16 protein-coding genes and 1 pseudogene are annotated in these 22,184 nt (G+C 47.0%); 12 read left to right on the top strand and 5 right to left on the bottom strand.

Annotated elements, in window-relative coordinates; genetic code table 11:
- Position 1: 1 nt before the first annotated feature.
- Together fdrA and HMPREF3091_RS19485 are read right to left on the bottom strand one after the other, a co-directional pair.
- Positions 2–1,669: an acyl-CoA synthetase FdrA gene (gene fdrA / locus HMPREF3091_RS19490; RefSeq protein WP_070718221.1), complete on the bottom strand. Its 1,668-nt coding sequence runs from the start codon at positions 1,667–1,669 to the stop codon at positions 2–4.
- Positions 1,670–1,684: 15 nt separating this feature from the next.
- A pseudogene (locus HMPREF3091_RS19485) lies at positions 1,685–2,908 on the bottom strand (MFS transporter).
- A 435-nt stretch (positions 2,909–3,343) separates the two neighbouring features.
- Between HMPREF3091_RS19485 and HMPREF3091_RS19480 the strand changes: the two are divergent.
- Positions 3,344–4,267 (top strand): carbamate kinase, encoded by a 924-nt coding sequence (locus tag HMPREF3091_RS19480; protein WP_070718218.1) that lies wholly within the window; start codon positions 3,344–3,346, stop codon positions 4,265–4,267.
- Positions 4,268–4,329: 62 nt separating this feature from the next.
- Here the strand turns inward: HMPREF3091_RS19480 and argF are convergent, their stop codons facing one another.
- A complete protein-coding gene (gene argF / locus HMPREF3091_RS19475; protein WP_083321471.1) occupies positions 4,330–5,346 on the bottom strand; it encodes an ornithine carbamoyltransferase in 1,017 nt (338 codons plus the stop codon).
- A gap of 166 nt (positions 5,347–5,512) precedes the next feature.
- Between argF and rraB the strand changes: the two genes are divergently transcribed.
- Both rraB and HMPREF3091_RS19465 read left to right on the top strand, forming a co-directional pair.
- Positions 5,513–5,944 (top strand): ribonuclease E inhibitor RraB, encoded by a 432-nt coding sequence (gene rraB, locus HMPREF3091_RS19470; protein WP_070718212.1) that lies wholly within the window; start codon positions 5,513–5,515, stop codon positions 5,942–5,944.
- A gap of 242 nt (positions 5,945–6,186) precedes the next feature.
- Positions 6,187–7,815: an ABC transporter substrate-binding protein gene (locus tag HMPREF3091_RS19465; RefSeq protein ID WP_070718210.1), complete on the top strand. Its 1,629-nt coding sequence runs from the start codon at positions 6,187–6,189 to the stop codon at positions 7,813–7,815.
- A 93-nt stretch (positions 7,816–7,908) separates the two neighbouring features.
- Here the strand turns inward: HMPREF3091_RS19465 and HMPREF3091_RS19460 are convergent, their stop codons facing one another.
- Positions 7,909–9,354 (bottom strand): sigma-54 interaction domain-containing protein, encoded by a 1,446-nt coding sequence (locus tag HMPREF3091_RS19460; RefSeq protein WP_070718207.1) that lies wholly within the window; start codon positions 9,352–9,354, stop codon positions 7,909–7,911.
- Positions 9,355–9,547: 193 nt separating this feature from the next.
- Between HMPREF3091_RS19460 and lysA the strand changes: the two genes are divergently transcribed.
- The 4 genes from lysA to HMPREF3091_RS19440 are packed head-to-tail and all read left to right on the top strand — an operon-like array spanning position 9,548 to position 14,972.
- Positions 9,548–10,945: an ornithine/lysine decarboxylase DokD gene (lysA, locus tag HMPREF3091_RS19455; protein ID WP_004097228.1), complete on the top strand. Its 1,398-nt coding sequence runs from the start codon at positions 9,548–9,550 to the stop codon at positions 10,943–10,945.
- A gap of 56 nt (positions 10,946–11,001) precedes the next feature.
- Positions 11,002–12,423: an APC family permease gene (locus tag HMPREF3091_RS19450; RefSeq protein ID WP_035504391.1), complete on the top strand. Its 1,422-nt coding sequence runs from the start codon at positions 11,002–11,004 to the stop codon at positions 12,421–12,423.
- A gap of 1 nt (position 12,424) precedes the next feature.
- Complete coding sequence (locus tag HMPREF3091_RS19445) at positions 12,425–13,528, top strand: alanine/ornithine racemase family PLP-dependent enzyme (RefSeq protein WP_070718204.1); 1,104 nt, start codon at positions 12,425–12,427, stop codon at positions 13,526–13,528.
- Positions 13,529–13,574: 46 nt separating this feature from the next.
- Positions 13,575–14,972, top strand: a complete 1,398-nt coding sequence (locus HMPREF3091_RS19440; RefSeq protein ID WP_070718201.1) for an amino acid permease — start codon at positions 13,575–13,577, stop codon at positions 14,970–14,972.
- Between the two features lie 39 nt (positions 14,973–15,011).
- Here HMPREF3091_RS19440 and HMPREF3091_RS19435 read toward each other — a convergent pair whose 3' ends face one another.
- Positions 15,012–15,515, bottom strand: a complete 504-nt coding sequence (locus tag HMPREF3091_RS19435; protein ID WP_070718198.1) for a GNAT family N-acetyltransferase — start codon at positions 15,513–15,515, stop codon at positions 15,012–15,014.
- Between the two features lie 502 nt (positions 15,516–16,017).
- On the opposite strand from HMPREF3091_RS19435, the gene atoS reads away from it, so the two are divergent.
- From atoS to HMPREF3091_RS19410, 5 genes are all read left to right on the top strand, one after another.
- Positions 16,018–17,868 (top strand): two-component system sensor histidine kinase AtoS, encoded by a 1,851-nt coding sequence (atoS, locus tag HMPREF3091_RS19430; RefSeq protein WP_256385893.1) that lies wholly within the window; start codon positions 16,018–16,020, stop codon positions 17,866–17,868.
- Positions 17,865–19,259, top strand: a complete 1,395-nt coding sequence (atoC, locus tag HMPREF3091_RS19425) for an acetoacetate metabolism transcriptional regulator AtoC (RefSeq protein WP_070718191.1) — start codon at positions 17,865–17,867, stop codon at positions 19,257–19,259. Before atoS ends, atoC begins: the two co-directional genes overlap by 4 nt.
- A 268-nt stretch (positions 19,260–19,527) precedes the next feature.
- Entirely contained in the window at positions 19,528–20,193 is a 666-nt protein-coding gene (gene atoD, locus HMPREF3091_RS19420) for an acetate CoA-transferase subunit alpha (protein WP_070718187.1), read from the top strand.
- The gene (locus HMPREF3091_RS19415; protein WP_070718185.1) at positions 20,190–20,855 is read left to right on the top strand and encodes a 3-oxoacid CoA-transferase subunit B; all 666 of its coding nucleotides are present in this window, start codon (positions 20,190–20,192) and stop codon (positions 20,853–20,855) included. Before atoD ends, HMPREF3091_RS19415 begins: the two co-directional genes overlap by 4 nt.
- Positions 20,852–22,174: a TIGR00366 family protein gene (locus HMPREF3091_RS19410; RefSeq protein ID WP_004097239.1), complete on the top strand. Its 1,323-nt coding sequence runs from the start codon at positions 20,852–20,854 to the stop codon at positions 22,172–22,174. The genes HMPREF3091_RS19415 and HMPREF3091_RS19410 overlap by 4 nt, the downstream gene beginning before the upstream one ends.
- Positions 22,175–22,184: the final 10 nt, after the last annotated feature.

The raw sequence follows: 22,184 nt of genomic DNA, 5'->3' as shown, positions 1-22,184 counted from the left end.
CTTAATGTAGTTGTTTTAGCAAACTGGCTAAATGAGCGTTGCCGCCCGCGATGGGGGCCCATTGGTAATGCACCACAGGGCAGCCGGTGCTTTGCAAATCCTGAGCAAAACTGCGCAGGCCTGCGTTGATGACTTTGATGCCATCCAGCAGTGGAGCACGGGGATAATGAGGTGTCTCTGGTACGCGGACGATCAGATGGTGAGCCAATAACACGGCTTCCTGTAGCGTGTTCATCACGACAATATCGCCGTTGATGAGCGTGTCGATCTGCTCAGCGCGCGGCTGAGGATCTTTCTGAGTTCCGGTGACCGTTGCGATGACGACTAATGGATTTTCAGCGCCGCGTGCTGCGCGTACTTTGTTTACTGCTTCCAGAACTGCGCTGGCAGGATCGGCGCATGCACCATAGCCCAGCACAACGTCGACCATCAGCACGCCAATTTCTGGCTGGTGGGCAATTTTTTGGATCTCAAGCGAGCGGCTAGTTGGGTCGATCATTGGGTGTGGACGCCCAACGGTGTAAGCATCATCACCCAAATCGATGATGGTATGTCCTTGGGCGTGCAGCATAATGCCACGCTCATGCTTGCCATCGGCAGTGACGTTAATCTGCTCTGCCAACAACATTGCGGCTTCCGCCGCCAGCGTGCCACCGGCATAGAGTCCAAGGATTTTCTTGCCTACCACGCTAGACTGTGCGGCGGCGATTTCCTCTACGCTAGCCAGCATAACGGCAAGGTGAGCGGCTTCCGCTAATGAGCTGGCTAGCCAAACATTCCCTTCGTGTTTCTGTTCGGGTTTACTGCCTAAAAAGAGCGCGACCACCGGTTTTGCCACGGCTTGCATGGCGCTAACCACCTGCTTACGCACACTTTCCGCTGGAGGTTTAGATACAAAGGCGAGTACTTTGCTTTGTTCATCTCTGGCAAGGATTTCTAGTGCGCTTAGGGCACTGATGCCGCCAATCGCCTCGCTGAGATCGCGACCGCCAAGGCCCAGTGCATGTGTTACCCCATGGCCGAGCAATGCGATTTGCGACGTGAGTTCTTGAATACCCGTGCCGGATGCGCCAATCACCCCGATAGATCCTTTGGGCAGCACGTTAGCGAAGGCTAAAGGTGCGCCTGCCACCATGGCGGTACCGCAATCTGGCCCCATCACCAGCAACCCTTTTTCCCGAGCGGTTTGCTTAAGTGCGAGCTCTTGTTCAACCGGCACGTTATCGGAGAACAACATAACGTTTTTGCCGTTTTCTAACCCTTGACGGGCTAGGTCGTTAGCGTATTCACCCGCGACGGAGATGAGTAACAGATTGGCATCAGGAAGCTTTTGCAGCGCACTTTCCCAACGACGAACCTTTTGCAAGTGTTGCCCACTGGCCTGTCCTTGAGCGATAGCGCTCAACTCAGTTTCCAACTGGCGGCTGATGAGCTGGGCAATATCTGGAACCTCTGCGTGAGTCCGTATTGCTACGCAGATATCGTTTGGCGTGGCGCTGGCAAAGCTTTCATGCCAGAAGCCCGTCGTCTCCAGCAGTGATTTGTTCGCTGGAGTGCCCATCATGACGGAAACCTCATCCACCTGAGGTGATTCACTGAGCTTACGTGATATCAGCATCAGACTTACGGAGTCCTGAAAACTGCCTTTTTTTACAGATGCATAAATCATTTTAATTCCCTCGGATTATTTCTTTTCTTTCAGGAACAACATGCCGCACAGGCCAATGACCAAGAGGGCTGCTGATACGTAGAAACTGGAGGCTAAACTGCCGGTGAGATCGCGAGCGGCACCCGCGATGATCGGCGCCAAAATAGAGGAACTCATGCCGATAAAGTTGAATAAACCGAAGGCGGTACTGTAGTTATTTTCGTCTACGCTATCGGCCACTAAAGCCACCAGAACTGGGTCGAGCGCGAGCTTGCCAACCAAACCGTAGATACATAGCGCTGCAATAACGCCGCCCATGGTCGGCATCCAAACGATGGAGAGCATGCTCAGAATGGCGAGTGGAACCAGAATCAAAATGAGCGGTTTACGTTTGCCTAAACGGTCTGAAATGGTTGAGAACAGCAGAGCGCCAGGAATCGAAATTCACGCCACCAACGACGAGATAAAGCCAGTTGCGCTGCCAGGGATCCCGCGTTCGCTTTGAAGGTAATAGGGCAGCCATGTCAGGATGACGAAGAAGCCAAACAGGCTGCAGAACACCATCAGATAGACCAACAGCAGGTTGCGGTTTTTCAGCAAATCACTGAATTTGCCTTTTTTAACCGCGACGCCATCGGCGGTGACAGCACTGCGTTTCTTTTCTTTAACGAAGAACCAGATAGCTAAGCCGGTTAGGATGCTTGGCACGGCCATCGCGTAAAACGGCATTCTCCAACTGTGGCCCTGATCGTAAACAAGCCAGCTTGATGACATCAGTCCAAGAGCAATACCGAATGCCATACCGCTGTTAATGATGGCGCTGCCCAGAGAACGATATTTCTTAGGAATTTGTTCAGAAGATAAACCATATTGAGGGCCGTAATAAGTCCCTTCTCCAGCACCGGTAACGACGCGAGAAAATAGTAGCGTGGTCCACGTTTTCGCCCATCCGGTGACGGCGGTGAAAATGCCAAATAATAAAAACCCAGGGACTAATACTTTTTTCTTACCGATTTTGTCGCCTAGAATTCCTGCTGGGACTTGCAGTAGTGCATAGGAAAAATAAAAAACTGAATTAAGTATTCCTAATTGTGTTCCATTTAATCCAAACTCTTTTTGTAGCTCTCCCATCACTGGGTTCAATACCGTACGGTCTGCATACATAAATATCCAGCCGAGCCAGAATAAAAATACGGTTACCCACCAAGCAGGTATGCCCGTTTTTTGCGGTGAGCCCGCATGCTCTATCGATTGTGACATAAGATACTCCCCTGAATACCCAGCACTTCTAGCCTTTGGAGCGTTAGCTGTTCTGCTCATCCCTATCACTGATTCAATCGGTGGTACTGGGTGTCAAAAATGCTACCGTCCCAAATATTGAAATTATTGGGCATAGCTATAATGAAAAATGGTTCGTGCCAAATCGCTATGACGGTAAGCTATAATAATCGTAAGGGGATTCTGGTGAGATAAATCACATTTGATCTATTGTAAGGTAAGTTTTCTTATTTGAAGGCTTATTAGTAAAAAAAATTAAAAAATCTATTATTCAATTTTATTTAATTAAGTGGCGCCGTGGTATTCCGATTATAAAAAAATAATAGGCTATATTTTAAATGTAGCAACCATCACATTTTATATTTTAAATAAACTTATTTTTACCCCAACAAATTAACGCTTTTTATGGGGAATAAAATGAAACCAACCGTTGTTATCGCGCTGGGAGGAAACGCTATTTTACAGCGTGGAGAAACTCTTTCGGCCCAAAATCAGTACAAAAATATTACTCAGGTGGCTGAGGTGGTTGCTGGTCTGGTCAAAAATTATCGAGTGGTGATTGTGCATGGTAATGGCCCACAGGTAGGCTTACTTGCGTTGCAAGGTGCCTTGGATCAGCAAACGCCTGCGTATCCGTTGGATATTCTCGTGGCTGAAACTCAGGGAATGTTGGGGTATATGATTGCTCAAACGCTGGAGCAAAAAGAGAGTATTCCACAGGTGGTTACTCTTTTGACACGCATTCAAGTGGAGGCAGATGACCCCGCGTTCCAGCATCCGAGTAAATTTATTGGCCCTGTATACCTTCCCGATCAGCAACATGAGCCAGAGGCGCGTTATGGCTGGACGATGAAAGCGGATGGCCAATATTTTCGTCGAGTTGTGGCCTCGCCTAAGCCGAGGAAGGTGGTAGAGCTTGCCTCCATTAAGTGCTTGCTAGATAGCGATCATATTGTAGTTTGTGCCGGGGGCGGTGGAATGCCGGTGATTGCTAATCAACATGGCTATTGTGGCGTTGAAGCGGTCATCGATAAGGATTTATCCGCTGCTTTACTAGCCCAAGAGCTGCAAGCTGAATATTTGATGATTTTAACCGACGCAGATGCGGTCTATCAGGATTGGGGGACGCCGCAGGCGAGAGCTTTGCGTGATGTTACGCCTGAAATATTGCGTCCTTTTGCTGCACCGGATGGTGCCATGGGGCCAAAGGCGGAGGCCGTCATTGAGTTTGTCGAACAAACTGGCGGAACGGCATTCATTGGTGCTTTATCCGATGCCGAAGCAATTTTACGTCGAGAAAAAGGCACCTGTATTAGGCCTGAAGCAGTGACCGCGATTTAAAAATAAAATCAGCGCGCCGATGAATATCAGGCGCGCTGATTTGTTGATGAGTAGAGCTGTAATTAGAGTTTACCCAACGTCGCTACCATCACAGCTTTGATGGTATGCATGCGATTTTCCGCTTCGTCGAACACAATGCTATGTTCAGATTCGAATACTTCGTCGGTGACTTCCATTCCGCCATGTAAGCCGTATTGTTCCGCCATCTGTTTGCCGACGGTGGTTTGATCGTCATGAAATGCAGGCAGGCAGTGCAGGAATTTCACCTGTGGATTGCCTGTTAGCTTAATCACGTTCATGTTGACTTGATACGGCAGTAGCTGCGCGATACGTTCTTTCCACACCTCTTTCGGTTCTCCCATAGAAACCCAAACGTCGGTATACAGGAAATCGGCATCTTTCACGCCCTCAGCGAGATCTTCGGTGAGAACGAGCTTGGCTCCGGTTTTATCGGCAATAGCTTGGCACTGAGCCACCAGCTCCGCTTCCGGCCAGCAGGCTTTGGGGGCAACTAAACGTAGTTCCATTCCCATCAGTGCGGCACCCTCCAGCAGAGAATTACCCATGTTGTTGCGTGCGTCGCCCAAATACGCGAGTTTTACCTGCGATAGGGGGGTGTTTGGCATATGCTCCTGAATCGTAAGCAAATCGGCCAAAATTTGGGTTGGATGGAATTCGTCGGTAAGCCCGTTCCAAATCGGCACTCCGGCATACTGAGCCAGCGTTTCGACCACCTCTTGTCCCCAGCCACGGTATTGAATGGCGTCGTACATTCTGCCCAGAACTCGTGCGCTGTCTTTAATGGATTCTTTGTGGCCAATCTGGCTGCCGTTGGAGCCTAAATAGGTCACGCTGGCACCTTGGTCATAAGCGGCAACTTCGAAAGAGCAACGGGTTCGGGTGGAGTCTTTTTCGAAGATGAGCGCGATATTCTTGCCTTTCAGCGTCTGCGGTTCATTGCCTGCCTTTTTAGCCTGTTTCAACTCAGCGGCTAAAGTGAGTAGGTATGCGATATCCGCAGGAGTGAAATCTAATAATCTAAGAAAGTGATGCTGATATAGCTGACTCATAGTGCCCATCCCCAGTTGTGTTTTTATTGTGCTTGATGAATTAATATTCACATTATGTGTATTAAAATTCAAAATCAACCCCTATCAGAGAAATATTCACGTTTCTTATGGAGGCGCAGCCGTGGCTGTGGGAGAATGAAACTAGCGCGATTGCACACAGATTGAGGACAAAGACATGGCAAACCCTGAGCTATTAGAAGAACAACGTGAAGAAACTCGCCTGATCATTGAAGAACTGCTGGATGATGGCAGCGATCCGGACGCGTTATACACCATTGAGCATCACCTTTCGGCGGATAACTTCGAGCTGTTAGAGAAAGCGGCGGTTGAAGCTTTCAAGCTGGGTTACGAAGTGACGGATGCCGAAGAGCTGGAAGTCGAAGACGGTACATTGCTGATGTGCTGTGACGTGATCAGCGAAGTCGGCCTGAATGCGGAAGTTATCGACACTCAGGTTGAACAGCTGATGAATCTGGCCGAAAAAATGAACGTGAATTATGACGGCTGGGGTACCTACTTCGAAGATCCAAATGGTGAAGAAGGCGACGAAGGTGATGAAGACGACGCGGAAGGCGTTGACGAAGATGATAACGGCGTTCGCCATTAATCTTTAACTTCTCATAGAGAACAGTGGATCCGGTGTCAGTAATGGCACCGGATTTTTTTTGCGTATTTTTTTGGTTAGTTTTTATATTTATCAGTGTTGAATTACGCGTTGAATAAATAGGCGCGTGATGTAAATGCGGTATGTCACATCTAATGTAAATAGTTAGTTAAATTCATTGTAAATCGAAGCCATAGAGATTAAACAAATAATACCTATAAAAATCACTGCATAAGGTGAACGTAATGGCTGCAAACCAACATAAAATACAACGCAATATCTGGCTTACATTAGGGCTAATGGGAATGTGTAGCTCTGCGCTGGCGGCGGTTATCCCCGCAGGAACAGAACTGGCGACTAAGCAGGAACTCGTCAGAAATAACGGCAGTGAACCCGCATCGCTTGACCCGCATAAGGTTGAGAGCGACGTTGAGTTTAATATTATTAGCGATTTTTTTGATGGGCTGGTAGGCATTAAACACGATGGCAGCATAGAGCCTCGATTGGCGGAAAGCTGGGAGAATAAAGACAACCGCGTTTGGACGTTTCATTTAAGACCGGATATTAAGTGGTCGAATGGCGAGCCTATTACCGCGCAGGATGTGGTATTTAGCTGGCGTAGGCTTGTCGATCCTAAAACGGTTTCTCCTTATGGCAGCTATCTTAATAACATGCATGTCGACAACGCAGGGGAAATCGTGGCGGGCAAGCAATCACCGGATACGCTTGGCATCAAAGCGCTGGACGATAAAACCGTACAGGTAACGCTGAATCAGCCGGTGGCCTATTTTCTTTCGATGCTGGCGCATAGCTCATTAGTGCCTATCAGCCAGAAAACCGTAGAGAAATATGGCGATAAATGGACTCAGCCGGGAAATTTCGTCAGCAGCGGCGCATATACCCTTTCACAATGGGTTGTGAATGAAAAAGTGGTTGGAGAACGTAATAAAAACTATTGGGATGATGCCCATACGGTGATTAACCGTGTGACTTATTTACCTATTGCATCTGAAACAGCGGATATAAATCGTTATAAAGCCGGAGAAATCGATATTGCTTATCCGGTTCCGCAGATTCAATTTAAAGCGTTAAAAGCGCAGTTGGGTGAGCAGGTTCATGTTGAACCCAATCTGGCGACGTATTATTACCAATTCAATACAACAAAAGCGCCGTTTAATGACCCTCGAGTGCGTTTGGCATTAAACCTTGGTTTAGATAAAGATATTATTGCTGAAAAAGTATTAGGGCAAGGACAGCGGCCTGCGTGGATGACGAGTCAGGATACGACCGGTGGTGTGACGTTCAAGAAACCAGACTACGCAAGCTGGACGCATGAACAGCGGATCGCCGAGGCGAAGAAATTGCTGAAAGAGGCTGGTTTTAGCGAAGCGAAACCGTTGAGTTTTGATTTACTCTACAATACCTCGGAGTCCCATCAGCGTATTGCTATTGCGGCAAGTTCGATGTGGAAAAAGAATTTAGGCGTGGAAGCCAAACTGCAAAATCAGGAATGGAAAACCATGTTAGACACCATGCACAGCCGCACTTATGACTTGGTTCGCTATGCATGGATCGCCGATTATGATGATGCTTCAACCTTCTTAAATAATTTCCGTACTGGCGATAGCCAAAATACCACGGGCTTTAGCAACGCTGATTTTGATGAGGCAATGAAGCAAGCGGCAATGGCTGGAAGCCTTGAGCAAAGAGGGCAGTTTTACCAGAAGGCAGAAGATGTTCTCGCGCAGAAGGTTCCCGCTATCCCTGTTTACCAATATGTGGTGGTCAAACTGGTAAAACCGTATGTCGGTGGATATCACACTAACAATCTTGGATATTTCTATACCAAGGACATGTACATTAAAAAACATTAAATGAATGTGTTTTTTATTCTGACAAAGATATTCCGTAAACGTCATTCATAGTAATTCACCGGCCTTTTGGCCGGTGAATTATGACTTAAAGGGCTAAGCTCCGTTAGATAATACCCCTAATCGAATCGCGTATTTTTTGATTTTATAATGCAGCGTTGTACGAGATAGCCCAAGTTTTTTGGCGGCCTCTGCGACGTTGCCATTGGCATGATTAAGCGCACGGGTAATCAGCTGTTGTTCAAACTGGGCCACTTGACTGACGAGATCGCCATTGCTGGCAAATGACTCAAGAGTATGGGTTTGCTCTGCTGCTATCTCGCAGGCCGTGTTGCTGGCAGGGAACAGCTCTGGACACTCTTCATCGTAAGCAATGTTTTCTAACGGACCGTCGTGTTCTTGCATAATCATGCTGCGCACGATGGTATTTTCCAGCATACGGACGTTACCAGGCCATGAGCGTTTTAGCAGAATATGGCAGGCTTTTTCACTTATTCCCTGAATGTCATGCTCAACGTCATCGCGATATTTATCAATAAAGTAGCGGCTCAAAAGCAGAATGTCCTCAGGGCGGGAGGCAAGCGGTGGCAACGCGAGCATTCCTACCCCAAGACGATAGAACAGGTCTGCGCGCATTCTATTTTGTTTGATTAACTGGGTAGGGGATTCATTCATTGCTGCTACGATGCGCACGTTGGAATGGATCTCATGATTTCCTCCCAATTTCCAGAAGCTTTTATCCTGTAGAAAACGCAGTAGCTTGCTTTGCATTTCTATTGGCATGGCGTTCAGTTCATCGAGGAACAGGGTTCCACCGTCAGCAAGTTCAAGATAACCTTGGCTATTTTCTGCACCGGTAAAAGCGCCTTTGACTGTGCCAAAGAGAGTGCTTTCTATCAACGTTGGAGGTAGCGCGCCACAGTTTAGGGCGATGAAAGGCTTTTTCGCTCGTTTACTGCAACGATGTATTAAGCGCGCAAAAAGCTCTTTGCCAGTGCCGGTTTCTCCCACAATGACGACAGGAATATCGTTGACGGCGAGGCGTTTACCTTTGTCAATCAGCGCGAGCATAGCGGCGTTTTCTGTAATGATGTCATGCGTGTTTTCTGCTCGATTTGAGTAGAGCAATTGATTTAATTCGACAACCTGCTCTTGCAATCGGCGCACGCTGGACATGTTTCTGCCAATTTCAATCACGCCCACCATTTCACCACTGCTGCCATACAGCGGAGCGGTGGTGTGCTGATAATCTACGGCCTGCCCTTTAGCGTTGTAATAGACCTGATAGTGGCCGATATATTCCACCCCCTGTTTGAGAGAGTGCAGCATGGTGCTTTGTGACTCTTTCATCTTGGGGTACACGTCCAACATGTGATGGCCGAGCGCCTGCTCAACGGTATAGCCATCCAGATCTGCGCTTTCCTGATTGTAATAAACGTATTTTCCCTCGCGATTAATAATCGCTAATGGCTGGTGGATAAGATCGAAGAAGCGAGAAAACATCTCAAGCGCATGCTGCAGTTCTGGATCGAGTGGAGGCATATGTGTGTCCTTTCAAAAGGTGACGGATTTTCGTCACTTAGGCAACTTTTCGAATATATGACAAAAACCACTTGTTACCTGCTTTATTATTTTATTGATTTTAAAGGAAAATAAATTTGGCATGGTGGTTGCAATAACAATGTTATCTGTATGGGTATATCACACATCAAGCCGCCGATAAGCAGAGGATTTTATGTCAGATAACATCGTTAAAAACTATAACCAACTGCGTCAAAACGTTATTGAGCACGATCGTCGTTTCACTAGCCATAATGGAAAACTGTGCTTTGAAGGTGTAGACGTCGAGGCCTTGGCAAAAAAATACGGTACCCCGTTTTATGTGTTTTCTGAGCCAGAGATTGTGCGCAACATCAAAGAAATTGAGCAGGCGTTCTCTGCGCATGCCAATACCAAAACGTTTTTTGCCTCAAAAACATGTTCGGTGATGGGCGTATTGAAAGCGATTAAAGATGCAGGCATCTGCGCAGAGGCTAACTCGCTTTATGAGGTACGTAAGTGTCTAGAAATAGGTTTTTCCGGTAGCCAAATCGTGTTTAACGGCGTGGTGAAAAAGCCGGAAGATCTTGAATATGCTATTGATAATGAACTCTATCTTATCAACGTCGATAGCCTGTATGAGCTTGACCATATCGACGAAATTTCTCGTCGTCTGAAGAAAACGGCCAACGTCTGTGTCCGCGTAGAACCGAATGTTCCCTCCGCGACTCATGCTGAGCTAGTTACTGCGTTTCATGCTAAATCGGGGCTGGATCTCGAGCAGGCAGAGGAAACCTGTCGCCGTATTCTGCAAATGCCTTATGTGAAACTGCGTGGCTTACACATGCACGTTGGCGATCAGGTTCCAGAGTCAGAGCCTTTTGCGAAAGCGACCAAGGTGTTGGTAGATGAATCTCGCCGTTTGGAAGAAGTTTTGGGGATCAAATTTGATTTGATCAACGTGGGTGGCGGCATTCCAGTGCCTTACAAATATGATGAAGAGAATGGCGATCCGTTAAAAGACAACATGTATGCAGGGATCACGGCTCAGGACTTTGCTGATGCAGTGATTCGTGAAGTGCATAAATGGCGTACCGACGTTGAAATCTGTATTGAACCAGGACGCAAAGTCACCGGTTCTGCAGCCGTGCTGTTAACCGATGTTTCCTGTGAAAAACGTAAAACAAACTATGACCTAGAAGGCAATGTTGAATGCCACGTTGAATGGAAATTCGTGGATGCGGGCTACAGCGTTTTGTCTGACAGCCAGCATTTCGACTGGTTCTTCTACGTCTATAACGCTTCTCGCATCACTGAGCCGCACGATCAGTATATCAAGCTAGCGGGTCCGCTGTGTGACGGTGGGGACTATTTCCATATGGGCGTCAAAGGGGAAGAGTTCTTATTGCCGCACGATACCCAAATTGGTGACGTCGTCGTGTTCCTTGATGCGGGAGCCTACACCATTGAAAGCCAGACGGTTTATAACAACCGCCCACGTACTGCGGTGGTGATGATTGACCATCAGGGCAAGGATCGACTGATTCGACGCGAAGACACCTACGAAGATATGGTCAAATACGACATTTTCTAATTTGCCCTTTGCTACAGAGGGCGACGGTCGCCCTCTGGTTTTCTCTGGAGATGACTATGAGTAATAGCAACTCAAGTCTGCTCGGAATCAAAGACATCGTTTTTATGAACGTCATTGCGATTCTGAGTTTACGACAAATACCCAACGTGGCGCCTTATGGGGCATCAGCCATGTTGCTGTGGGTTATCGCTGCTTTTTGCCTGTTTTTCCCATTAGCAATGGTGTGTGGCGAGCTGTCTACCGGTTGGCCAAAAGACGGTGGTATTTTCGTTTGGATTAAAGAAGCCTTTGGCAAACGCATCGCATGGATAGTCGTGGTGTGCTTTCTGTTTTCCTGCGTGCTGTTTTTCCCTTTGATGCTGCAATTTGGTTTTACGGCGTTGGGCTATATGTTCAGCGACAGTTTGGCTGAAAGTAAGGTATTTATCGGCGTTGGCTCCATGGTGATATTCTGGCTGCTGACTCTGTTGAATATTCGTGGCATGCAGTGGACAAAAATAATTAATAGCGTCAGTGCTTGGTGTGGCGTGTTTATTCCCTCCGCGATTTTGATCCTGTTGGCCGTTGTTTGGCTGTGTACTGGACACAAAATGCAAACCGACTATGCAACGGCGGCAAACTGGATCCCTGACCTTAGCCATTGGGACACCATTGTTTTCTTATCTAGCATGATGTTTGCCTTTGCAGGGCTAGAAGTTGCTCCGATGATTGCTGGGCGCACTCGCAATCCTCAGCGCGATTTCCCGCGCGCTATGGCGGTTTCTGCCGTCGTGATAGTGGGTATCTATATGGTGGGTACCTGGGCGCTGAATACGCTGTTACCAGCTGGCAATACCGATATCGTCGCGGGCGTGATGCAGGCGATGCGTTCTGCGGCTGATACGTTGCACATGCCGTGGTTATTGCCCGTGATGGCCGTCTGTATGTTTTTCGGTGCGCTGGGGCAAATTAACTCGTGGTTAGTCGGCCCAATTTACATGCTGCAAGAGGCTTCACGTGAAGATAATTTGCTGGGTGAGCGTATCGGTAAGCTGCACCCTAAATATCAAACGCCGGCTTTCGCATTGGTGATGCAGGCTCTGATCGTAACTGTCTTATGCTTTTCCACTTTCGTTTCCCCAAGCGTTGCTGCGGCGTATTGGATGCTGACTGCGTTAACAACTATCACCTATTTCATTCCTTATCTGGTGATGTTCCCAGCATTTTATCGCCTGCGTATCACTCAGCCGGATACGCCTCGCAGTTTTAAAATTCCTGGTCGCGTATTACCCGTGTTACTACCGGCTCTGGGCTTTATTTCGATCGCTTTTGCCGTATGTCTGCTGTTTATTCCCCCTTCACAGATCGATATGGGGGGCTATTTCCAATATGCCGGAAAAATTATCGGCGGGGCACTTTTAGCTGTCATTGTGGCGGAAGTGATTTATCACCGTGCTCAAAGGCGCAATGCAAAATTGCTGGCTGGTGAGGTGAAATAATATGTACATGCCAACGCTTGAAATTGATTTAAAGAAACTGACCGAAAATGCTCGTGTGGAAAAAGATATGTTAGCCGTACACGGTATTGAGGTTATGGCAGTAAATAAAGTTTTTGATGGTTGTATTGAAACGGCACAGGCCGTTTTAGACGGCGGAATTAACGTGATCGCAGAATCGCGTACCTATAATTTGAAAAAAATTCGCGCCACGGGCTGCACGACCTGTTTATTACGTAGCCCATGCCTGAGTGAAATTGAAGATGTGGTGCGTTATGCGGATATCAGTCTGAACAGTGAGCCGGTGGTTATGCAGGCGCTCTCAGATGAGGCCCAGCGTCAGGGGAAAATTCATCAAGTCTTGTTAATGATTGATATGGGGGATTTACGGGAAGGCATTTGGTTTGCCCACTACGAGCAAATTCTGGCGACCGTAAAACTGATTGAAGAGCTACCGGGTCTTGCGCTGTATGGGCTTGGAACTAATTTCAACTGTTATGGAACCGTCTTGCCGACGGTGAAAAACGGCGAGGACTTTCTTGAAATCGCTAAACGCATCGAAACTGATTCAGGCGTGAAAATTGAGCATCTTTCCGCCGGAAACTGCACCAGTTATCACCTGCTGGACAAAGGTATCTGGCCTGCGGGATTAAATCATTTACGTATCGGTGGATTGCATGAGTTTGGCATTGAATATGTGGATATGAAGTATCTCGATGCTTTTCACCATTCAGGCAAAGATGTCGGCAAGGCATGTTCTGATATGTATATGCTGCATGTAGAAATTATTGAGCTTAATAGTAAACCGACGGTTCCCGTTGGGGAGCTTGGCGTTGACGCTTTCCTACAGCCAAAGTCATTTACCGATCACGGCACGAGAAAACGTGCGTTGTTGGCGTTTGGTCGTCAGGACGTGCCTGCTGAAAACTGTGTACCTCAAGACGATGCCATCAGCGTGTTAGGCCAAACCAGCGATCATACGCTCGTTGATATTGAAGATAGCCAACAGCAACTGAAAGTTGGGGATATCGTCAGCTTTGAACTGGATTACACCGGTTTATTGATGGCGTGCCAAACGCGCGGTGTGCAACGACGTTTCAAATATTGATACTTAACCTGATACCGGTGGGAGAACCCACCGGTAGGGGGAATCTATGAGCTGTATGCAGGAAGTGCCTCCCCCGCAAGAGGGAACAACACTACGGCGTACTCTCAAAAGACGTCATTTGCTGATGATGTCTTTAGGAGGCACCATTGGAACGGGTTTATTTATCGGTATTGCTGAACCATTACATACGGTTGGTCCGTTGGGAACGCTGCTGGCCTACCTTATAGCTGGTAGCGTAATGATGATGACCATGATGTGTCTTGGCGAGCTTTCCTGCGCGTTTCCACACTCAGGCTCATTTCAACACTATGCATTGATGTTCCTTCCCCATCCTATTTGGAGCTATGCCATTGGCTGGCTCTATTGGCTTAGCTGGGTATTTTCACTGGCGGCCGATTTGACTGCCGCAGGATTAATCGCTCATCAGTTTATGCCAGATATTCCGGTTTATTATTTCTGCCTAGGGATTTTATTGTTATTAACCGCTGTAAATTTATTGTCTGCTAATGTGTTTGGCGAGTGTGAATATTGGCTTTCTGCCATTAAAGTTTTCGCGATTATTTTCTTTATTTTGATTGGCCTCTATTTGATCATCCAGATGTATAACCAAACTCCGTGGCAGCCAACGCTAAAAACCGCTGATGGATGGTTTCCACACGGCGTGTGGAGCATTTTTATTTGCATGACTATCGTGGTGTATTCTTTTCAAGGCGTAGAGTTAGTTGGAAATGCGGCTGGAGAAACCGAATCCCCTCAAAAGGTTTTACCAAAAGTCATTAAAGGGATTGGTGTACGCATTATTCTTTTCTATGTGCTGGCGATTTCTATTTTGGCCTTGGTTTATCCTTACAACCATCCTATCCGCGGCGTGAGTCCGTTTGTCTGGGTATTTGAACGAGTCGGCTTACCCAGCGCCGGAACACTCATGCTGATCGTGATTCTTTCTGCTGCGCTTTCTGCCGCCAACTCTGCCATTTATGCCAGCTCTCGCATGTTGTGGTCGATGGCAAAGGATGGCTTCGCACCAAAAGTCTTTGCCAGCGTGAATATGCAGGGCGTTCCGGCTAAAGGTATTTTATTTACAGCGGCTATTGCGCTGGTTTCACTATTAACAAAATACATCTCGGCTCAAACGCTCTATCTCTATCTTATTGCGAGTACAGGACAGGTTGGTTGCTTGGCGTGGATGGTCATTGCGTGGTGCCAATATCGATTTCGTAAGCAGGTTAACGCAGGGCTCTATCCACAAGAGACGATCAAATATCGCTCCCCGTTCTTTCCTTGGATTGCGTGGATTTCAATTGTTTTAAACGCGGCGGTGATTCTGGGAACGTGGTTTAGCCCACAGGGAATGAGCATGCTGGTGGCTGAGGGGGTTTTACTCATCATCATACTAGCGTCTTATCGCTGGCGTGAGCGGCTAGAATGCAGTTCGTTAAATTAAAACAGGCCGAATATATCGGCCTGAAAACAGAGCGGAAGATTACAGATCTCTTAGCATCCTGACTTCGCAATCTACATGGCGCGTACTGCCTAGCGCTTCGTCGATATGTTGAAAACCGAGCTTTTCGTATAGCGCGATAGCCGCGGTGAGAGAGGCGGTCGTCTCCAGATAGCATTGGGTAAAACCGTTCTCACGGGCAAAATCCATCGCCTGAAGCGCCAACTGCTTGGCCAAACCTTTGCCGCGTAATACAGGCAAGAAATACATTTTCTGCAACTCGCACAAGGTGAGATCGGCCCCCTCAAGCGGTGCTATGCCGCCGCCGCCAACGACTTTTCCATCTAGCTCAACAACCCAATAGGCACTGCGTGGCTGGCTATAGACGTCAAAGAGGTGATCGAGGTTAGGGTCTGAAACGGTATAGCCTTTGTCTGCGGTAAGGCCGCATTCTGCTGAGACTGCACGAATAACTTGAGCAATGTCGGAGTTGTCGCTGGGCGCCATTGGGCGCACTTGCAGATGAATGTGGGTTGCAGTCGTCATTGTTTTTCCAGTAATAGCGTGTAATCCGTGGTTTCTGTCTCCGCTTGTCGTTTTGTTGCGCAGCGTTACTGATTCGGATAAGTGGAGATTAGCAATAATTCTAATATACCCTAAATAGTTCGAGTTGCAGCCATCATCGCGGGATGAGACATGAGTCTGGTCTGAGTCACAAACGCCGCTGCAACCTGAAGTCTCACGGGTATACCATTGCACAAGGTCAAGATGCAATATCTAATCATCAACGTGATTGTTCTTCTTGTGCTATGTGTTTCTTCATCAGTGATAAACCGCCTTTCTATTCGACTAGCTTCACTCATTGCAGACTTTGAGAGTGTGCTCAAAGCTTATTGTTTAAAAACGCGTATATTTATCTACTGCTTTTACTGTCTGTGATAATTAAGAGTTTCTGATGATGCGAAAATGAAATATATCATTATAAATATTTTCTTAACTTAATTTTCATAAATATGAATTTTTTATACGCCTATGTCGGAATATCATTATGAAGTGGCTATTGAGACCCTATATCTCACTAGGGAATCGATTATTCCCAGCAACGTTACGTGCCCGAATGATTTTTTTGGCCGTTTTTATGGTTTTCCTCCCTATTTTAGTGATGTCGTATTTTGTTGAAAAGAATGGCAGAACAGCATTGATAGAGGAGAAGCAGAATAAGCTTTACTCTATCGCTCACCTGCTTGATGACGCTTTAGGTGATGATTTAACGCTCTATGCAACGGCTTCACGACAAGAAAGAATTGCTGCGTTGAATAAGGTGTTGGCCGACAGAACGGAAAAAATAACGCGTGCTTTTCCAAATGTAGGGGCAGGTTATTATCATAGAGATGTCGATGCCATCATCACCTATGCGCCACAGGCGCTGTACGGCAGTAAAGTGGGCGTTTCGATTGCACAGGATCATCCCGGAAGAACGGTGATGAAAAGCGGTAAAGCTGAGATCAAATCGGGGTCGCAGGTCAGGGGCGACGTTCTTAATGCCATGATCCCGATTCGCCGGAAGGGTGAAGTCATTGGTTATATTTGGGCTAATGAGTTTTCTAACGATATTGATAAGCAGGCTTGGGCTATGGATGCCAGCATTATCAGCGTGATTAGCATTGGCCTTATTAGCAGCCTCTTTTTGATCCTCTCATTTTCACGTCGTTTATCGAGAGATGTTGATTTAATTAAAGAACGATTGAGTAAACTTCCCTTTGATTTAAATACGAAGATGCCACCGCTTAAAGGGGAGATGGAAGGTATTGCGGATAAAATTAACCATTTGGCTTACGCGTTGAAAGAAGCGAAAACCTTGAATGAGTTAATTATCGAAAGCGCCGCCGACGGGATGATTAGCGTTGATGTTAACGGGCGTATTATTATGTGTAATCCGGCGGCGGTTAATATTACGGGTTATTCATTAGGAGAGCTTTTTGATCACGACTATGCCACTATCTTTGAAAAGGATGAATATCGTAGCCCTTTGCTTGATACGCTAAAACACGGCGTGGAACACGTTGGCGTTGAGGTCAGTTATCCAGCGAAAGAACGCGTGTTACAAATCAAAGCCAGCAGTAGCCAATTACGCAACTCCGATGATGAAATTATTGGGGCTCTGGTGATTTTTACCGACCTTACGGAACAAAAAGAGATGCAGCGTCATATCGCTCAGGCTGAACGATTGGCTACGCTCGGTGAGCTTATGGCTGGGGTTGCGCATGAGGTACGAAATCCATTAACCGCTATTAGTGGGTTTATCCAATATTTAAAACAGGGTGAGAGCGATCCCCAGCGAATTGAATATATCGATATTATTATTCACGAAGTACGCTCTATTAATAAAGTTATTCAACAGCTTTTAGACTTTGCGCGTCCACAATCCAGACTGTTCCAAGAAGTCTCCATTAATCAGATTATAAAAGAAACGTTGGTGTTAGTTCAGACCAATGGGGTGAATAGTCGAATAGACTTTTCTATTTCTCTGGATGAAACGCTTCCCGCGCTTGAGGTGGACGCTAGCGGTTTGAAACAAGTATTTCTGAATTTGCTGATTAATGCTGTGCAGTCAATTCCCGATAAAGGTGAAATTTCTATAGAAACGAACCGCTTAACGATGGAAAAGATACAGATCACAATCAAAGATACCGGCGGTGGCATGAGTGATGACGTTCAGAAGAAAATATTCATGCCATTCTTTACCACCAAGTCACAGGGTACGGGATTAGGACTATCGATTGTGCAGCGCATTATTAACGACCACTCTGGTGACGTGATAATAGAAAGTAAAATTCACCAGGGTACAAAGGTCATGATTATTTTACCTCTGAAAAGAAATAGTGGGAATTTGCTATGAGCCAACCTTGCCGTATTCTTATCGTTGATGATGAAAAAAACGTTCTCAGGATGTTGAACACGGTTTTTTCACAGGAAGGTAATCAGGTTTTCTGTGCAGATAATGGTCAGGATGCACTGGTTATTTTTGAACAAGAAAGGCCTGACATCGTGTTGATGGATATCCGTATGCCAACGATGAATGGCCTTGAAGCTTTGCAGCGCATGCGAGAGAAATGGCTGGATACGCCGATTATTTTAATGACGGCTTATGCCGCCGTTGAAACGGCCGTGGAGGCATTACGCCTAGGCGCTTTTGATTATGTCATCAAGCCGTTTGAATTGGATGAGTTAAAACTTTTAATTAATCGTGCGCTGCAATTACGCAACATGAAGCAAGAAATCAATATTCTGCACCGTGAACTGTCAGATAGTTATCACTGTGACAAAATTCTGACGAATAACCCTAAAATGATGGAGCTGTGTAGAACCATTGCCAAAGTGGCTCAGAGCCATGCCAATGTGTTGGTCACAGGCGAAAGCGGTACTGGCAAAGAGCTTATCGCGAAGGCGATTCATTATAATAGCCCGCGCTCTAAGCAACCGTTTATTAAGGTTAACTGCGGCGCATTGCCCGAATCGTTGCTAGAGAGCGAATTGTTTGGCCATGAGAAGGGGGCATTTACCGGTGCGCAAATGCAACGGCAGGGGCTATTTGAGCGTGCCCATCAGGGAACACTGCTGCTGGATGAAATTGGTGAGATGCCACTTAATTTGCAGGTGAAGCTGTTGCGCGTATTACAAGAGCAGGAGTTTGAACGTGTTGGTGGCAGTCAAACCATCAAAATTGATGTGCGCATTGTGGCGGCTACCAATCGTGATTTGAGTGACATGATTGAGCAAGGTGAGTTCAGGCGTGATCTTTATTATCGTCTTAATGTAATGCACCTATATTCATTACCTCTACGTGAAAGACCGGAAGATATTTTATTACTGGCGCGCTATTTTTTGCAGAAATTTAGCGCGGAAAATAATAAAGACATTATCGGCTTTGACGTCAGTGCTATTCGTATGCTTGAGAATTATCCATGGCTAGGTAACGTGCGTGAGCTTGCTAATGCCGTTGAACACGCCGTGATTATGAGTACGGGATATATGATTTTCGTTGACGATCTGCCTATCGGATTTAAGCAAGAAATGATTCAAGACGCTGCTGTAGTGGAAAATAGTCCGAAACTGGCAGAGCGACTCGATAAACCAATGAAATTAAAAGAGAGCTTAAAACAGTATGAAAAAGAGATTATTGAACGAGCGCTGGTAATATATCAGGGAAACCGGATTGATACGGCTAAAGCGTTAGGGATTAGTCGCCGTGCTTTAATGTATAAACTTCAGGAATACAGTATTAATTAGCTATCTTAATGTTATTTTCAGCCAGCCCCTTTAGTCATTGTGATCACATAAATTAATGTTCAGGTGAAGTTTCTTGCAGCGATGGGTGCAAGAAATTGCACCTGCGCCCGCTGTTTATTTTCTTGTCTTTTAAACTCTGTGAAAATATATTCTTAAAATTCATTTGGATAGATATTCGCATATTCATTTCTGACTGTTGATAAATAATGGCCTGCTCATTGCAATGGCCTTGGCGTAGCCCAGTAAGGGCAAACTCTAAGGAGCTGCAATGAAAAATAAAAAAATATCTCTCGCTGATGTGATCCCTTATTTCCATGATGGGATGACGATTATGTTTGGCGGGTTTATGGGGGTTGGGACGCCTCCACTGTTAATCGAAGCCTTACTTGAATCTGGTATAAAAGATTTAACCATTATTGGCAACGATACCGCGTTTGTAGATACCGGCGTCGGCCCATTGATCAGCAGTGGCCGGGTCAAAAAAGTTATTGCTTCACACATTGGTACTAACCCTGAAACGGGGCGCCGGATGATCGCCGATGAAATGCTGGTTGAGCTTGTTCCACAGGGGACGTTGATTGAGCGTATTCGCTGTGGTGGTGCAGGGCTTGGCGGTTTTCTGACCCCAACAGGCGTTGGCACCGTGGTTGAGGAAGGCAAACAAAAGATCGTCCAAAACGGCGTTGAATATTTATTAGAACTTCCGCTGCGCGCCGATTTGGCTCTTGTACATGCGCATACCGCCGATTGTTCCGGCAATCTGGCCTATCAACTCACTGCCCGAAATTTCAATCCCATCATTGCCTTAGCGGCCGATCTGGTTATTGCCCAAGCAGATCAGATGGTTGATGTCGGCTCTATCCCGCCCGATCAGGTTATCACGCCAGGTGCATTGATTGATTACGTTGTGGTTTCACCGGAGGTTTGCTCATGAATGCGAAAGAGTTAATTGCGCGCCGTGTTGCGTTGGAACTTAAAGACGGCAACGTTGTGAACTTGGGAATTGGGCTACCAACGCAGGTCGTGAACTACTTGCCTGATGGCATTGAAATCACTCTGCAATCAGAGAATGGATTCTTAGGTCTTGGGCCAGTGACTGAAGCCTGTCCAAACTTGGTGGATGCCGGAGGCAAACCTTGTGGTCTGCGAGCTGGCGCCGCCATGTTTGATAGCGCGTTTTCGTTTGCATTAATTCGCGGTGGCCATGTTGATGCCAGTATTCTCGGCGGTTTGCAGGTCGATCAGCAGGGAAATTTAGCTAACTGGATGGTGCCAGGAAAAATGGTGCCAGGCATGGGGGGCGCAATGGACTTGGTGACCGGTGCTCGCCACGTGATTATCGCCATGGAGCACTGTGCTAAAGATGGTTCGGCGAAAATATTACCGCTGTGTACGCTACCACTCACGGCGACAAACTGCGTCGATATGATCGTGACCGAGCTGGCGGTATTTGCGTTCTCTGAAGGGGAATTAATTCTCAAAGAACATGCACCTGGAGTCTCTTTGGAGACCATCATAGAGAAGACCGGTGCGCAGTTTAGCGTGGCGAGCGATTTCAAAGAGATGCCCATTCAGATCAATGAGGGGGCTCTATGATTGGACGCATTTCGCGTGCGATGTCGGCAGTCGTTAGCCGCTATCTTCCTGACCCCCTGATATTTGCCATGTTGCTGACCATGATTATGTTCATCATTGGTCTTTCCTGTACGCCGCACTCCGCGATACAGATGGTGCAAATGTGGGGGGATGGATTCTGGAACCTGCTTGGTTTTGGGATGCAGATGGCGCTCATTATTGTTACCGGCCATGCGTTAGCCAGCTCGGCTCCGGTTAAACGCCTATTGAGAACCGTCGCGTCCATGGCGAAAACGCCGGTTCAAGGCGTCATGCTGGTGACTTTCTTTGGCTTGGTTGCCTGCGTGATTAACTGGGGTTTCGGGTTGATTGTCGGTGCCATGTTTGCTCGAGAAGTTGCTCGGCGTGTACCCGGTTCAGACTATCCGCTGCTGATTGCCTGTGCCTATATCGGCTTTATGACTTGGGGCGGTGGCCTTTCTGGCTCAATGCCTTTGTTGGCAGCGACGCCAGGTAACCCCGTTGAGCATATTGCGGGGCTTATCCCTGTTAGTCATACCTTGTTGTCTGGCGCCAATATTTTTATTACCGGCACGCTGATCGTCCTTTTACCGTTTATTACCAGAATGATGATGCCAAAAGCAGGAAACGTGGTTTCCATCGATCCTGCTTTACTGGCTGAAGAACCTGATTTCCAAAAGACCCTTTCAGCGAATGCAACAGTAGCTGAAAAAATGGAAGAGAGCCGCATTATCACGCTCATTATCAGCGCATTAGGCATCTGCTATTTGGTGATGTATTTCTGGAAGAACGGTTTCAATCTGACAATTAACATTGTCAATTTGCTGTTCATGATCGCCGGTTTGCTGCTGCATAAAACGCCGATGGCCTACATGCGTGCGGTGACGGCTGCGGCACGCAGCACGGCGGGTATTCTGGTTCAATTCCCCTTCTATGCGGGTATCCAGTTGATGATGGAACACTCGGGGTTAGGTGGAATGATCACCCAGTGGTTCATCGAAATCGCCAACAAAGACACCTTCCCGGTCATGACTTTCTTCAGCTCTGCGCTGATCAACTTTGCCGTCCCTTCTGGTGGTGGGCATTGGGTTATCCAAGGACCGTTTGTTATTCCCGCCGCTCAAGCGCTAGGCGCTGACTTAGGCAAGGCCACCATGGCTATCGCCTATGGTGAGCAGTGGATGAACATGGCGCAGCCATTCTGGGCATTGCCAGCACTCGCTATCGCAGGTTTGGGAGTGCGCGACATCATGGGCTATTGCGTCACCGTGCTGCTCCTAACATGCCCCATTTTCATCATTGGTTTGGTCTTCTTCTAGGGAATCTCAT

The organism is Hafnia sp. HMSC23F03, from assembly GCF_001816025.1.
GTDB lineage: Bacteria > Pseudomonadota > Gammaproteobacteria > Enterobacterales > Enterobacteriaceae > Hafnia > Hafnia paralvei.
Note: the sequence above shows the minus strand (reverse complement) of the source record. Positions and strands in the feature narration are given on the sequence as shown.

Bases quoted from the DNA above. Each gene is read 5' to 3' on its own strand.
- fdrA (WP_070718221.1), bottom strand. From the start codon at position 1,669: ATGATTTATGCATCTGTAAAAAAAGGCAGTTTTCAGGACTCCGTAAGT.
- atoC (WP_070718191.1), top strand. From the start codon at position 17,865: ATGAGCCAACCTTGCCGTATTCTTATCGTTGATGATGAAAAAAACGTT.
- atoD (WP_070718187.1), top strand. From the start codon at position 19,528: ATGAAAAATAAAAAAATATCTCTCGCTGATGTGATCCCTTATTTCCAT.
- HMPREF3091_RS19460 (WP_070718207.1), bottom strand. From the start codon at position 9,354: ATGCCTCCACTCGATCCAGAACTGCAGCATGCGCTTGAGATGTTTTCT.
- atoS (WP_256385893.1), top strand. From the start codon at position 16,018: ATGAAGTGGCTATTGAGACCCTATATCTCACTAGGGAATCGATTATTC.
- HMPREF3091_RS19410 (WP_004097239.1), top strand. From the start codon at position 20,852: ATGATTGGACGCATTTCGCGTGCGATGTCGGCAGTCGTTAGCCGCTAT.
- HMPREF3091_RS19415 (WP_070718185.1), top strand. From the start codon at position 20,190: ATGAATGCGAAAGAGTTAATTGCGCGCCGTGTTGCGTTGGAACTTAAA.
- HMPREF3091_RS19450 (WP_035504391.1), top strand. From the start codon at position 11,002: ATGAGTAATAGCAACTCAAGTCTGCTCGGAATCAAAGACATCGTTTTT.
- HMPREF3091_RS19435 (WP_070718198.1), bottom strand. From the start codon at position 15,515: ATGACGACTGCAACCCACATTCATCTGCAAGTGCGCCCAATGGCGCCC.
- argF (WP_083321471.1), bottom strand. From the start codon at position 5,346: ATGGGCACTATGAGTCAGCTATATCAGCATCACTTTCTTAGATTATTA.
- rraB (WP_070718212.1), top strand. From the start codon at position 5,513: ATGGCAAACCCTGAGCTATTAGAAGAACAACGTGAAGAAACTCGCCTG.
- HMPREF3091_RS19440 (WP_070718201.1), top strand. From the start codon at position 13,575: ATGAGCTGTATGCAGGAAGTGCCTCCCCCGCAAGAGGGAACAACACTA.
- HMPREF3091_RS19445 (WP_070718204.1), top strand. From the start codon at position 12,425: ATGTACATGCCAACGCTTGAAATTGATTTAAAGAAACTGACCGAAAAT.
- HMPREF3091_RS19465 (WP_070718210.1), top strand. From the start codon at position 6,187: ATGGCTGCAAACCAACATAAAATACAACGCAATATCTGGCTTACATTA.
- HMPREF3091_RS19480 (WP_070718218.1), top strand. From the start codon at position 3,344: ATGAAACCAACCGTTGTTATCGCGCTGGGAGGAAACGCTATTTTACAG.
- lysA (WP_004097228.1), top strand. From the start codon at position 9,548: ATGTCAGATAACATCGTTAAAAACTATAACCAACTGCGTCAAAACGTT.